The following is a 13,915-nucleotide window of genomic DNA, read 5'->3' as shown; positions in this document are numbered from 1 at the left end:
TGCCGGCGTCCGCCGGTTTCCTCGGGCGGGGGTTCCGCCCGGAAACGGCGTCCGCCCGCGCGGCGATGTACGCCGACGCCGCCGCGCTGCTCCGGCGATCGCCGTGGCTCGGCCAAGGCGGAGATACGTGGCGCCACGCGTTCCGCAGCATCCAAAGCCTGCCTTACGTCGGCAGCGAGGTGCATAGCGGATACCTGGACCTGGCGCTCGATCTGGGCCTGGTTGGCCTCGCCTTCGCCTTGCTCTGGCTGGGGGCGCTGGCCATCCCCCTGCTGCGGGCACGCAGCGCGCTGCTCCCGCCTTACCTCGCGCTGCTGCTGCATAGCGCCGTTGACTTCGACCTCAGCTACGGTCTTGTCTGGCTGCTGCTGCTTTCGGCGGCGGCCATAGGGATCGCCGAGGCCCGCGAAGATCGCCTTCGCTTTCCGACTGGGCCAACCTTGGCAAGCGGGGGACCGCTGCCCGACGCTGCTTGGTTCCTCCCCTGGCTTGTCCGCGGCGCATTTGCCGTGGTCGCCGCCATGCTTCTCCTGCTTAGCGTGTCCGGATACCGCGAAGCCGAGAGCCAGCGGCTACACCGCCAAGCATTAGCCTTACCGCCCCAGGCGAAACGGGAGGCGGCCGAACTGCTTCAGCGCTCGCTGACTCTCTCCCCGTACCGTACCGCGGCCCGGTTGGCATTGGCGAAACGCTCCGCACCACAGGAGGTTGCCTCGCTCCTGCGGGCCGGCCTCCGTTACGAACCGGAGCGTTCCGAGCTGTGGCTGGCTCTGGGCCGGGCACTTGCCCGGGAAGGTGACCCCGCAGCCGCAGAGGCGCTGCGGCGAAGCGTGGAGTTGGACCGGTACGACCGGGTCAAGCAAACGATGGCCTTGCGCGAGCTATCGCAGCTTGCACAAAGCCTGCGCGCAAGCGGCCATCTGCGGCAGGCTGAAGCCGCCGCATCGACTGGCGCCGACCTGTACGCGGACTACTCGCGTCTGGCTGAAGCCATTGCCGGCGCTCCCGCTCTGCGGAACGACCGAGCGTTCTTGTTGACGGCGGAAGCGATGGAGTTAGGCCGGCAACTGCAGCAGCAATCTCATCCTTTAACGAGAAACGCCTTGAAGTAGGTATCCGCGCCTTTCTACATCCAAGCTCGCGGAGCGGCATTCCCGCCAGTCAAGTCCGTTCGCATTGCAGCTTATCCTCCGAACGCCGCGCGGAAGGCTGAGGACAACGTTTCTTGATCGACCTCCCACAGCTCGGCGAGCTCGGCGCTGACGGCCTCATCCCACCAGTCCGCCAACAGCTTGCGGTTGCTGATGTTTTCGCCGATCCATAACAGGTTGCCGATCACTTTCTTGTAATACAAGGCTTCGCCTTGCTTGATTCGCTCCTCGGGAATATAAATGCCGAGCCGCTTCACTGTCCGGTACAGCTCTTTGCTGCAGCTACGGCGGATCTTGCGCGGGGTCGGGAGGGAAGTCCGATGTTTTGCCGGGAAGTTGGACATGGCTTAAAGTCGCCTCCTTTTTGCTCCAGCATATGCGGGCGGATTCCCCGGAGTCACCAGGGGAGCAGGGTGAAGTAGAACGCATGTCCCCGGCTATGATAGAATAGACTGAGATTAGTGGGAGATTTTGCAGTCCCTCGGGACGGAAAGCTAACGGGAAAGAGGACGAAGCTGTGGATTGGATATCGAATTTAGTAGGCGTATTATTAGATTGGGTGCAGCAATTGGGCTATTTCGGCATTATGCTGGGACTGATGATCGAGATCATCCCCAGCGAAATCGTGCTGGCTTACGGCGGTTATCTCGTGCATATGGGAGAGATCAACTTTATCGGGGCCGTCTTCTTCGGTACGGTTGGCGGCGTGATCGCCCAGTTGTTTATCTACTGGATCGGGCGCTATGGCGGCAGGCCGATTTTGGAGAAGTACGGGAAGTATATTTTGATTCAGAAGAAGCATATCGACGTGTCCGAAGCCTGGTTTCTGAAATACGGGCCCGGGGTGATTTTTACCGCACGGTTTATTCCGGTGGCGCGGCATGCGATATCCATTCCTGCAGGGATGGCCAAAATGCCGGTCGGCAAGTTCCTGCTATTGACGACCTTGGCGGTGATTCCGTGGTCGGTGTTGTTCGTATACTTGGGGATGCTGCTCGGCGAGCAGTGGCAACACATTGATGAGAAGGCCGGGCCTTATGTCATGCCGATTCTGTTAGGCGCTTTGGCGCTATTGATCGTGTACCTTATCGTCAAAACTTTCGGGAGCCGGAAGAAAGGCGACGCTTAAACTGGGCCGCTTCCGCCTGCTGACAAACTGGACGGGCTAGCTGTTGATAGAACTTACGAGGGAGGACACGGAGTAGGCGAAGCTGCCGTCATCGGACGGTGTGCGCTTATTTCGAGCGATAAACATGATGCTGAATATCGAAAGCTTTACATTGGGACCCTTGCAAACGAATGCCTATTTGTTGCGGGGAGAAGACGAAGGCCGGGCGGTGATTATCGATCCCGGTACGAACCCGGGACCCTTGCTGCGCAGAATCGAGGGCTTGGAGATCGAAGCCATTTTGCTCACGCATGCCCATTTTGACCACATCGGAGGCGTGGATCAGATCCGTAAAGCCAAGAATTGTCCGGTCTATGTGCATCCGCTGGAAAGCGATTGGCTCACGACACCCAAACTGAACGGCTCACTGATGTGGCCGGAGGTCGGACCGCCTATCACAACGGACCCGGCGGAATACGATCTAGCCGAAGGTCAGAAGCTCCGATTGATTGGGCACGAGTTCACCGTATATCATACGCCGGGCCATTCCCCCGGCAGCGTCAGCTTTCTGTGTGGTGACCACCTATTCTCCGGAGACGTGCTGTTCCGACTTGGCGTCGGGCGCACGGACTTGCCGGGAGGCCGCGAGGCGGATCTGTACAATTCGATTCGCGGGAAGCTGTACCGGATGAAGGATGAAGTGAAGGTCTATCCCGGCCACGGGCCTAGAACGACGATCGGCTTTGAACGGGCGAATAATCCGTATGTTTCCTAGGAACGGATGGCCATTCTTCGACTTGTCGTTAAACGAAATAAAATCGACGAAAAAGTACAAAAATAGTGGACAAAAGTGCAACCCTTTGATAGGATGTACTTATTAAAACATTGTAACTTCTGCGAAGCACGCAAGCTGAGGAATTTTCCCGGTTTGCGTTCTTTTTTGTCTTGTCCTGCGGGACGACGCTGAAGCGGGCGTCTCCGCGAAACGGGATGTACACCTCCCAGCCGAAGTGCATACGCTATTTCACAACTAGGATTCCGGTCAAGAACTTGACCTGACTCCGACTCTTTTAGTAGGATGATATAAAGCAATACAAGTTTATGAGAGTTAGGCAACCAAAATAAATAACTCAGGGAGGTAGACGATGCTTCAGTTGGGAGAAAAAATCGTTATCGTCGGTGATGCTTTTGAGCAGAATCTTCCTGTTGGGGAATATGGCTACGTGATTGCTTACGACCGCAATCCGGACAATGCTTTCGATTATGTCATTCGGTCTCCGAAGACGGGGCGGAATTACTTCGTTCCGCAGAGCGATATAGAATCCGAAAATCAGCTGATCGAGCAAGAGGCGGAGCGCGCGACACAGGAAGCTTTGATCGACTACGCGCTGGCGACGCATAATGAGAAGCTGTTTCGGCAAATCATGAACGGCGAAGACAGCGAAGCAGACGAGCAGCAGGAACCAACAAAGGAAGTAATGTCCCAAGCGGAGTTCATTAAACAAGTGAACCTGCGGGCATGGATATAAGAAGGGGAGGGAGTCGGCATGCGGCCGGCTCTTTTTCTTTCCCTCCTTTCCGCTTTAACGGATTGAATTGAACCGGATTCTACAATATAATTTTATTCAATTGTACAAGCATGGTAGAATGTACGAATAGTGTGGGAACGCATCACTAAAGGAGGCATCAAGCATGAGTATCCAGACGAAGGATGTTGAACATGTGGCGAAGCTGGCCCGCTTGCACCTGACTGATGAAGAGCGGGAGATGTTCACGGAGCAATTAAATGCGATTTTACAATACGCCGAGAAATTAAATGAATTAAATACGGACGATATCGCGCCAACGACACATGTACTCCATTTAAGCAACGTCATGCGCGCGGACGAAGTGAAGGAAAGCCTGCCGCCGGAGAAGGTGTTCCGCAATGCGCCGGACGAAGAGGACGGGCAGTTTAAGGTTCCGGCTGTATTGGAATAGGATTTTCGTCTCTAGGACCAACTGATTGATTAGAAATCACTAGGATTCATAAAGGAGGAAGCTTAGATTGGCGCTTTTTGATATGCGTTTGCAGGAGATACATAATCGGCTTCACAGCAAGGAGTTGTCCGTATCCGATTTGGTTGACGAAGCCTTAGCCAACATTCGGGAATACGACGGGAAGATCGGCGCCTATTTGACGTTAAATGAAGAGGGAGCCCGTGCAGAGGCATCCCGTCTGGACGCGAAGCTGGCGAAGGGTGAAGCTCGCGGTTTATTGTTTGGACTGCCCGTTGGCGTGAAGGACAATATGGTGACCGAGGGGTTGCTGACGACGTGCGGAAGCCAATTTTTGAAAAACTACGATCCGATTTATGACGCTACGGTCGTCACGAAGCTGAAGGAAGCGGAAGCGGTCACGATCGGCAAGCTGAATATGGACGAGTTCGCCATGGGCGGCTCCAACGAGAATTCCAGCTTCCATCCCGTACGTAACCCTTGGGATGTAAGCCGCGTTCCGGGCGGTTCCAGCGGCGGTTCGGCAGCAGCGGTCGCTGCGGGCGAGGCCTTCTTCACGCTCGGTTCCGATACCGGCGGTTCGATTCGCCAGCCCGCGTCGTATTGCGGCGTGGTGGGTCTTAAGCCAACCTACGGCCGGGTATCGCGCTACGGGCTCGTGGCGTTTGCTTCTTCTCTGGACCAGATCGGGCCGATTACCAAGAACGTCGAGGATGCCGCTTACGTCCTGCAGGCGATCGCCGGCCACGATCCGAAGGATTCTACCTCCGCTGACGTGGGGGTGCCGGATTATTTGAGCGCCCTCACCGGCGACATTTCCGGACTGCGCATTGCCGTACCCAAGGAATATTTAGATGGCGTTGACCCTCAGGTCAAGGCTTCCGTGATGGAGGCTTTGCGTGCGCTTGAAAGCCTAGGCGCGGTATGGGAAGAAGTGTCATTGCCGCATACGGAATACGCGGTGGCTGCCTACTATTTGTTGGCGTCTTCGGAGGCTTCGTCCAACCTGTCGCGTTTCGACGGCGTTCGTTACGGCGTTCGCGCCGACCATGCCGGCAGCCTGCTGGACCTGTACTACGATTCGCGCAGCCAGGGATTCGGCCCGGAAGTGAAACGCCGGATCATGCTCGGTACTTACGCCCTCAGCTCGGGTTATTACGATGCCTACTATTTAAAGGCGCAAAAGGTCAGAACGCTGATCAAACAGGATTTCGATCAAACTTTTGCCAACTATGACGTGATTATCGGACCAACAGCGCCAACCACCGCGTTCCCACTGGGATCGCAGGTTGACGATCCGCTCACGATGTATTTAAACGATATTTTGACGATTCCGGTGAGCTTGGCCGGGGTTCCAGCCGTCAGCGTGCCTTGCGGATTTGCCGAAGGTCTGCCGGTTGGGCTGCAAATCATCGGCAAGCCGTTTGATGAAAGCACGATTTTACGCGTAGCTCACGCCTTTGAAGCGTCAACGGATCATCACAAGCAACGTCCCGCCTTGTAGGTTCCATATCAATGTTTTGCAGGAGGATAGGCCATGTCAACATCCAAATATGAAACGGTGATCGGGCTGGAGGTGCATGTGGAGCTGCATACGAAAACGAAAATTTTCTGCGGCTGCTCCACCGAGTTCGGCGCTCCGCCCAACACGCATACCTGCCCGGTTTGCCTAGGGCATCCCGGCGTATTACCGGTGCTGAATCGCCAAGCCGTCGACTACGCGATGAAAGCGGCGATGGCGCTGAATTGCGAAATCGGCGATATTAGCAAATTTGACCGGAAGAATTATTTTTACCCCGATTCGCCGAAAGCGTATCAAATTTCCCAATACGATCAGCCGATTGGCTTGAACGGATACATTGACATTGAAGTGGATGGGAAAACGAAACGGATCGGGATCACTCGTCTTCACCTGGAGGAGGACGCTGGCAAGCTGACGCACGTGGATGGCGGCTATGCTTCGCTGGTGGACTTTAACCGTGTCGGTACGCCATTGGTTGAAATCGTCTCTGAACCGGATATTTCCTCGCCGGAAGAAGCGCGGGCCTATCTGGAGAAGCTCCGGGCGATCATGTTGTATTGCGACGTTTCCGACGTCAAAATGGAAGAAGGCTCAATGCGTTGCGACGCCAACATCAGCTTGCGGCCGCAGGGGCAGAAGGAGTTCGGTACACGGGCCGAGCTCAAGAATATGAACTCGTTCCGCGGCGTGGTTCGCGGATTGGAGTATGAACAACTTCGCCAGGGCGAGATTTTGGACGAGGGCGGAGAAGTTGTGCAGGAGACGCGGCGCTGGGACGAAACCCAAGGCAAGACGTTCTCCATGCGCGGCAAAGAAGAAGCGCATGATTATCGCTACTTCCCGGATCCTGATCTAGTTACTCTGCATATCGACCAGGCGTGGAAAGATCGGATCCGCGCGTCGATTCCGGAGCTCCCGGATGCCCGGAAGGCCCGCTACACATCGGAATACGGCTTGCCGGAGTACGATGCCGGCGTCATTACGTCGTCCAAAGCGCTGGCGGATCTATTCGAAAGCAGCCTTGCGTATACGAAAGACGCCAAAGCGGTATCGAACTGGATCATGGGCGATCTGCTGGGTTACCTGAACAGCAATTCGCTGGAACTGTCCGACGTGAAGCTCACCGGTCAAGGTCTCGGCGAGATGATTGGCCTTCTGGAGAAAGGCACGATCAGCTCCAAGATCGCCAAAACGGTGTTCAAAGAGATGCTGCAAAGCGGCAAGCTCCCTCAGCAGATCGTTGAAGAGCAAGGGCTTGTGCAAATCAGTGACGAAGGCGCGATTTTGGCAATTGTCCAAGAAGTCGTGGCGAACAACCCTGCTTCCGTAGAAGATTACAAAGCCGGCAAGGAGAAAGCGATCGGCTTCCTCGTTGGTCAAGTTATGAAGCAAAGCAAAGGGAAAGCCAACCCGGGGTTGGTCAACAAGCTGTTGGTGGAAGTATTGAAGGGCTAGGACGCCTGCTGCTTTCGGGGCGAGCCGAAGATAGGTTGATAGCCATTCCGAGGGGGAAGAGCGTGTGATCAAGCCGTTGTCGCTGAAGGACACCGATCTCGTGGAACAGCTGTGGGGTTTGCAGCATGCGGCTTACCGGCTGGAGGCTAAGGCCGTAGGTCTGACGGAAACGCCGCCCCTGCCGGATACGTTTGATTCCATCCGCACGAGCAGCGATCATTTTATCGGAGAACTGTCAGAGGACGGCGAGCTGCTGGGCGCTATTGCGGTTCGCGATGAATCGCCCGGAATTCTCGAGATCACCCGCTTGATGGTTCACCCTAATCATTTGCGCCAGGGAATCGGGGGCAAATTGCTGGAGTACGTCCTTGCAAACCACTCTGACAAGCAAGGATTTACCGTTACAGCCAGCACGCTTAACGCCCCTGCGGTAGCGTTATATCGTAAGTTCGGCTTTAGATCAATCCGTCAAATAGGCTCCGCCGCAGGCGTTGAGCTGACCCTATTTCGGTTGGATCTGTCTAAGTGATCATGCACGCTTTCGAACCCTGGTTTCCGGGTTTGAGGGCGTGCTTTTTTTTGAAAAAGCGGGGGGATTCGTCAGGTCCAGTTCATTCCACGTTACAGATGAAGTTTATTTCGGTTATGATGAAGAGAACGGGATATCCGTGCAGATGAAGCCTAACGATAGAAAGGGGTGGGGAGATGACGCCGGATATGCTGCCATTAGGCGAGCCGTCAAACCAGGTGCGAACCAAAGGGTACCAGCCCCGGCGACGCAAGCGCAAGCTGGTAGCCTGCCTGCTATCCGCCCTGCTACCGGGTTTGGGGCATTTGTATTTGCGTCTTTATTTACGCGGCCTTTGCTTTATGTATTTCGTATTGATTGATGCCTCGGCGCTGATATATTTCTCTTCGGTTCGCACGGCCATTAACGTACCGCTGCTGATTTGGCTGGGCTTGCTGATTCCCGCAGCGTACTTCTTCAGCATTTATGATGTTCTTCAATCAACCGATGCACATAATGCCCGTCTGCGAAAGGAGCTCGAGGTGAGCTCAGCCCCCTTTACGGATACGCCGTCCAGCCGAAACGTCAAGCAGGGCCTCGGAGCCGGTGTACTGCTGATCGGCGGCGGCGCCGTCTTGTTTATGTTTCGGGTGAAGCCCTTTTGGCTTCAGCTTCTAGTGCAAAATGCCGGGGCTTACCTGGTCTCATTCGCGTTGGCGCTGGCGGCGCTTTTGCTGATCTTGCGTGAATTGAAGCGCGCGTTTTTACGGTCGGGACGCTTTACGGCAGCCGCGCTGTTAATGGCAATAGCAGTCATTCTTCTGCGCGATGCGATGACAGGACGGGATGAGATGCGGTTGCTCATCAAATGGTGGCCATTGGTGTTCGTTTTATGGGGAATCGAGCATATTTTGATATTAGCTTGGAACCCTATGAAAAAAACGCTAGCCAAACGCCGGCCGCATGTAGACGTCAAAGGACTGCTGTTATCTATGTTTATGGCCTTCTCCGTATTTGCGATTACGCAGCAGGATCAATATATGCATGTATGGAACCGGGTCAGCCTGGATCTGACGGCGGCGGGGGCGGAGTACAGTGCAGAGGAGGGTTATCGAGTCGAAAAACCTCAACTGGACATCCCCATTGATCTGGATACCGAGCGGATTGTCGTTGACGGGATGAACGGGGATATCGAGGTCCGTAAAGCGGAGATCGATCACATTATCGTTCGCTATACGGTTTGGATCGACCAGTTAGGTACGGAAGATGCCCGTAAAATCGCGGCCGTGACATCCGTCGAAGCCAAGGAAGGCAAAACGCTGGGCTTATCCGTTAAGGACAAGGCTTATGGCGAGACCGGCCGCCGCCACCCGCGCGTGAATCTAACTCTAATCGTACCGGAGAACCGGTTTCTGGATCTGGACATCACCACCTCAAGCGGTGGGATCACCCTGACCGGAGTTCAGACGATGAAGCAGGCGAAATTGCAAACCGGAAATGGGGATTTGCGGTTATGGGACGTGATTGGGGACGTATCGGCCAAGACGCTGAACGGGGACGTGGAGCTGTACCGAATCTTTGGCGAGGCTCAAGTCGATACGCAAGGCGGCAACATTAAAGGACGGGGGATCACCGGTAAGGCTTCCCTGTCCACCTTGGTAGGTGATATTACGCTGACGGAAGCTCAGGACGGAATTCAAGCGCGCACGAAAAACGGAAATATCCGACTGGATGGCGTTCCCCTGGGGCTGCATGCGGAATCGCTAAACGGCAAGATCTATATTACCTCCCGCCTGATCGGCGGCGATTGGGATGTGTATAGCGCGGTCGGCGAACTCCGGCTGGAGCTTCCGGAGGAAGGGAATTACGAACTGGAAGGTTCCAGCGGGTATGGCGATATTTTCACCGAGCTGCCTTTTGCGGTTGAGAACAAGGAAATTCATGGTACGGTCGGAAACGGCGATTACAAGCTCAAGATAGACGGCAACAGCGATCTATATGTGAATAAAAGCTGAACACCAGTAAAATCAGGCGATGACCCGGCTCTTTGCCGTTGATCTTGCGTTGACAAAAGTTTTGACCTAAACGTACAATAATCTTGCGAGCTATTTTAGCATAACTATTAATTAGGAATGAGCATTTAGAAGGCGGTGGACGAGATGACAACGCGCGTACAGCACGCCCTGGACCAACTGAAGAACAATGGTGTCCGCATTACGCCGCAGCGTCACGCCATACTTACGTATCTGATGGAATCGATGAGCCATCCGACCGCAGACGAGATTTACCGGTCCTTGGAGCCCCGCTTCCCGAACATGAGCGTAGCTACGGTATACAACAATTTGAAGATGCTGATTGAAGCCGGCATGGTCCGGGAGTTGACATACGGGGACAATTCGAGCCGATTTGATGCTGACGTGTCCAATCATTATCATGTAATTTGCGAGAAATGCGGAAAAATTGAGGACTTCATGTACCCGTCCTTGGAGGACGTGGAGCGTAAAGCGGCAGAGGCAACCGGTTTTGAAATTCACGGACACCGGCTGGAGTTGCATGGGGTATGCAGCGAGTGCCGCATCGAACATTAAACGTAACGATCCTGCGAGAATATTAGAAGACGTGCGGAATTCCTTCGGAGTTCTACACGTTTTTATTTTTATGGTAACTTTCTGCACGATTCATAAGTTATTATTAGTAGACAGAGATTTAGATACGGAGGGTTGTCCTTGAGAAGCAGAAAAGACATGTATCGCAAAAAAAGGCGCGGCGGGGGCAAAACCAAATGGTTCTTCGGACTGATCCTTATTATAGCGGGTTTGTATTGGGCTCAATCGGTATGGCTGCCGAATCGCGAGCATGTCGACCCTGAATGGTTGGGCCGTGTGGAGAAGCCGATATTTTCTGGCGGGCAATGGCTGGACGGAACCGGGATTGGATCGGGAGATAGCCTGAAGCTCCCGCTTCCGATCATTCAACAGGTGATTGAGCCAACGATCCGTTATGAGGAAGATACGAAATCGGTTATTTTGACGACGCCGCGGAAATTGGTCTTGCTCAAAGCGGACGAGAAGATCGCCAAAATTAACAATAAGCCGACTGAGCTACGATTTGCTCCTGAGGAAAAAGACGGCATTCTCTATCTACCTGCTCATCTGCTTCAGGAATTGTACGGGGCCGAGGTTCAAGAGGATGCCTCAACTGGCGCCGTGCTGTTGTACCGGGCAGGAGAGAGTCTCATGCCGGCTGCAGTAAATACCGGCTCAGGCAAGAAGGATGGCACCATTCCGCTGCGGACCGGGCCAAGCATTCATGAACCCATCCTGGCCGATATGAAGGATGAAACCAAACTGCGGATTCTACAGGCTCCGGATGATGAATGGTATTATGTTCAGCTGGATAATGGGTATACCGGATACGTCCGACAGAAAAATGTGGTGACAGGGGAGAAACGTTTCGTCCCCGAGTTAAAGCAGGAGTTGTCCGCGGCCAAACAGAAATGGCAGTCCAAAACGGTCAACATGACCTGGGAGGCGGTGTACCAGGTGGCTCCGAAACCGTCATCCATTGGTAAGTTGCCGGGTGTGAACGTCGTCAGCCCCACCTGGTTTTCGCTGGTGGACGGCGCTGGCAATGTACGGAGTAAGGCGGACAGCGTTTATGTAAAATGGGCTCATGGCCAAGGGAAGCAGGTCTGGGGATTGTTCAGCAACAGTTTTGAGCCGGATTTGACTTCCAAGGCATTGTCTAGTTTCGAGAATCGTCTGACGACCATAATGCAAATGCTTCATTACGCGAAAATTTACGATTTGGACGGCATTAACATCGACTATGAAAATGTTTATACCAAAGATGGGGACAATCTAACCCAATTCATGCGCGAGCTTCGCCCTTTGGCGGAGGAGCAGGGGTTGATCGTTTCGATCGACGTGACTCCGAAGTCGAACAGCGAGATGTGGTCGGCGTTTTTGGACCGCCGAGCCTTGGGAGAAGTGGTGGATTACCTCGTTGTGATGGCTTACGATGAGCATTGGGCGGCCAGTCCGGTAGCCGGCTCCGTCGCTTCATTGCCGTGGGTACGTTCGTCGATAACCCGAATTCTGGAAGAGGACGGCGTGCCGCCAAGCAAACTGATCCTGGGCATCCCGCTCTACACGCGGATTTGGACGGAAACCCAGAAGGACGGCAAAACCGAAGTCGATTCCAAAGCGATTGGGATGGATAAAGCCCAGCAAATCATTGCCGAGAAGAAATTGAAGCCGCGCTTTTCCGAAGAGACCGGTCAGAATTATGTGGAATACGAAGATAAGGAAGGACGGCACCGGATCTGGCTGGAGGATGCGGAATCGTTGCAACGTCGTGTGGAATTGGCTAAATCGCTGAAGCTGGCAGGCATTGCCACCTGGACTCGCAGCTTTGCTTCCGATAACGCATGGGAGACGCTGCGGCAAATTGAGAAGTAGAAAAACCAAGCGGACCGCTGCTTCATGAGCAGGGTCCGCTTTTTTACGCATTTGGGATCTGATAAGGGCGTGTTTGATCGGGTTAGCCTTGGCTTGTAACGTCGGCAGATTGTTGTTGTTCCAACTGATCGGCGGTGATCGTCGCTTCCGTCGGGTCTAGGGTTAAGATGGTTTTGCAGAACATGCAACGATCCGTTTTTCCTAACATTTTGGTTAGTTTGTGACATTCCGGGCACTCCAACTGCACCGCAGAGGTGGACAGCATACCCGCCCAAAAATAGATGGCCAAGCTCGCCAGCATGGCGATCAAGCCGATAACTAGTCCGATAGCAGCTACCACTTTGCCCGATTGCCCCCAGAACACGATACCGGCGGTTCCCAGAACCATTAGGCCCATCCCAAGCATGGTCAGCAGTAAGCCCCACAAACGAAATTCATTAATTTTGCTCGACTTAAAGAACATTGGCCCACCTCGATTCTTTAACTATTCAGGGGGAAGCATCCCCCGACTTTTTCCAAGCGCTCCAAAAAACAAGAAGGAAACTTAGACTAGGCGTAGAACTATATTATAACGAATCGGCAGGAATACGCCAAGCTGGGAGGGTATCCGTGGAAACAACCATTTTTTCGATCTTGGGCGAGGGGAAAGCTGGGCATGGGGCCATTGGAGCGGTCGGGTATCGCCTGGATCAAGCCGGTTCCCACGATTCGCTGCTGCATGATTTCGAGTTTCTCATTATGGTTGTGCACCATGGCTTGGAGGAGACGGAACAGCGCATCGAACACGGCATGAGCGGTGATTCGGCTTACCAGTTACTTCATGTCAGCAGTCGCGAGATTGAACGAGGAATATTGATTGGGGATCAGAGGGATTCCGTTAAATATTTTTTACATGGAGAAATCATTTGGGACATCGAGGGGAAGTTAATGGCATTCCGTTCTTATATCAATGAATTCGGAGAACCGATGAAGGAGCGTCGGAAGCTGAAGGAATTCGCCAAGTTTCTCAAAGTGTACGGAGAAGCCAAACGTTATACCGCTGAGAAGGATTTGCTGGATGCTTATTATTGCGTCCTGCAGGCGCTTAAGCACTATGCCCGCCTCGAATTGATTGAGCAAGGGATCCTGCCGGAAAGCAGTGTGTGGGAGCAGGTTCGCCCCTTGAATTCGGTCGTATATAAGCTGTTCGATGAGCTGACGGAAAATTCCGAAACGTTGGAGCAGCGGATTCAGCTTGTTTTGCTGGCATGTGAGTTTACTTTGGCCAGTAAGATGGCGGATTGCTGCGCTTTACTTTTAAGGATATTAGGCAGTCGCAAGGAAGCGTGGGGCATTCAGGAATTGGCGCAGGTGCAAGAGCTGGAGCATGTAAAGGACGAGCTGCCGCTACTACTGCGCAAGTTAGTTACCCGTTCCTTGGCGCAGGAGATCACGAAAGCGCATAAGGAAGGCGCCGGCGATAGCCGGGAACTGCGTTACAGAGCATAGCGTACCGCATGTCCCTAGCTTCCAGATTATACCTGGGACAAACGGGTTGACGCCCACCTTGGATCTGTGATAAATTATAACTCGCCCCTAAAAAGGCAGAGAAGTTCTGAAGTTCGAAATGGCTTAAGCTGAAAGGCTTCGAAAAAAACTTCTTGACTTAAAAGAGGCGAACGTGATATATTATAAAGGTCGCTGCTGAAACAAAATTCAGCAACGAAATGAAAA

At 53.7% G+C, this 13,915-nt stretch carries 14 protein-coding genes; 12 read left to right on the top strand and 2 right to left on the bottom strand.

The window, feature by feature from the left end:
* Window positions 1–1,112: O-antigen ligase family protein (locus IM700_RS22790; protein WP_204801198.1), on the top strand; the 1,112-nt coding region annotated here is incomplete at its 5' end.
* 71 nt (window positions 1,113–1,183) lie between these two features.
* Here IM700_RS22790 and IM700_RS22785 read toward each other — a convergent pair.
* On the bottom strand, window positions 1,184–1,495 hold the full coding sequence (locus IM700_RS22785; protein ID WP_155608881.1) for a dehydrogenase: 312 nt from the start codon (window positions 1,493–1,495) through the stop codon (window positions 1,184–1,186).
* Between the two features lie 173 nt (window positions 1,496–1,668).
* On the opposite strand from IM700_RS22785, the gene uptA reads away from it, so the two are divergent.
* The 10 genes from uptA to IM700_RS22735 all read left to right on the top strand — a co-directional run bounded on the left by uptA (window position 1,669) and on the right by IM700_RS22735 (window position 12,202).
* Window positions 1,669–2,280 carry an undecaprenyl phosphate transporter UptA gene (gene uptA / locus IM700_RS22780; RefSeq protein WP_193419137.1) on the top strand — a complete coding sequence of 204 codons (612 nt, stop codon included), beginning with the start codon at window positions 1,669–1,671 and terminating at the stop codon, window positions 2,278–2,280.
* Between the two features lie 124 nt (window positions 2,281–2,404).
* Entirely contained in the window at window positions 2,405–3,034 is a 630-nt protein-coding gene (locus IM700_RS22775; protein WP_155608880.1) for an MBL fold metallo-hydrolase, read from the top strand.
* Between the two features lie 370 nt (window positions 3,035–3,404).
* Window positions 3,405–3,788, top strand: coding sequence for an ATPase (locus IM700_RS22770; RefSeq protein ID WP_155608879.1), 384 nt, complete (start codon window positions 3,405–3,407; stop codon window positions 3,786–3,788).
* Window positions 3,789–3,951: 163 nt separating this feature from the next.
* Entirely contained in the window at window positions 3,952–4,239 is a 288-nt protein-coding gene (gene gatC / locus IM700_RS22765) for an Asp-tRNA(Asn)/Glu-tRNA(Gln) amidotransferase subunit GatC (RefSeq protein WP_155608878.1), read from the top strand.
* 67 nt (window positions 4,240–4,306) lie between these two features.
* Complete coding sequence (gatA, locus tag IM700_RS22760; RefSeq protein WP_193419138.1) at window positions 4,307–5,761, top strand: Asp-tRNA(Asn)/Glu-tRNA(Gln) amidotransferase subunit GatA; 1,455 nt, start codon at window positions 4,307–4,309, stop codon at window positions 5,759–5,761.
* Between the two features lie 33 nt (window positions 5,762–5,794).
* The gene (gene gatB / locus IM700_RS22755; RefSeq protein WP_193419139.1) at window positions 5,795–7,234 is read left to right on the top strand and encodes an Asp-tRNA(Asn)/Glu-tRNA(Gln) amidotransferase subunit GatB; all 1,440 of its coding nucleotides are present in this window, start codon (window positions 5,795–5,797) and stop codon (window positions 7,232–7,234) included.
* Between the two features lie 64 nt (window positions 7,235–7,298).
* On the top strand, window positions 7,299–7,763 hold the full coding sequence (locus IM700_RS22750; protein WP_193419140.1) for a GNAT family N-acetyltransferase: 465 nt from the start codon (window positions 7,299–7,301) through the stop codon (window positions 7,761–7,763).
* 176 nt (window positions 7,764–7,939) lie between these two features.
* Complete coding sequence (locus IM700_RS22745) at window positions 7,940–9,757, top strand: DUF4097 family beta strand repeat-containing protein (protein WP_193419141.1); 1,818 nt, start codon at window positions 7,940–7,942, stop codon at window positions 9,755–9,757.
* Window positions 9,758–9,901: 144 nt separating this feature from the next.
* Entirely contained in the window at window positions 9,902–10,330 is a 429-nt protein-coding gene (gene perR / locus IM700_RS22740) for a peroxide-responsive transcriptional repressor PerR (protein ID WP_155608874.1), read from the top strand.
* A 156-nt stretch (window positions 10,331–10,486) separates the two neighbouring features.
* A complete protein-coding gene (locus tag IM700_RS22735) occupies window positions 10,487–12,202 on the top strand; it encodes a glycosyl hydrolase family 18 protein (RefSeq protein ID WP_193419143.1) in 1,716 nt (571 codons plus the stop codon).
* A gap of 82 nt (window positions 12,203–12,284) precedes the next feature.
* Here IM700_RS22735 and IM700_RS22730 read toward each other — a convergent pair whose 3' ends face one another.
* Complete coding sequence (locus IM700_RS22730) at window positions 12,285–12,665, bottom strand: DUF2614 family zinc ribbon-containing protein (RefSeq protein ID WP_155608873.1); 381 nt, start codon at window positions 12,663–12,665, stop codon at window positions 12,285–12,287.
* Window positions 12,666–12,811: 146 nt separating this feature from the next.
* On the opposite strand from IM700_RS22730, the gene IM700_RS22725 reads away from it, so the two are divergent.
* Window positions 12,812–13,690, top strand: a complete 879-nt coding sequence (locus IM700_RS22725) for a nucleotidyltransferase-like protein (RefSeq protein ID WP_193419142.1) — start codon at window positions 12,812–12,814, stop codon at window positions 13,688–13,690.
* Window positions 13,691–13,915 lie beyond the last annotated feature (225 nt).

Source organism: Paenibacillus rhizolycopersici, from assembly GCF_014947195.2.
GTDB classification, from domain to species: domain Bacteria; phylum Bacillota; class Bacilli; order Paenibacillales; family Paenibacillaceae; genus Fontibacillus; species Fontibacillus rhizolycopersici.
This window is presented reverse-complemented; position numbering and strand designations above follow the sequence as displayed.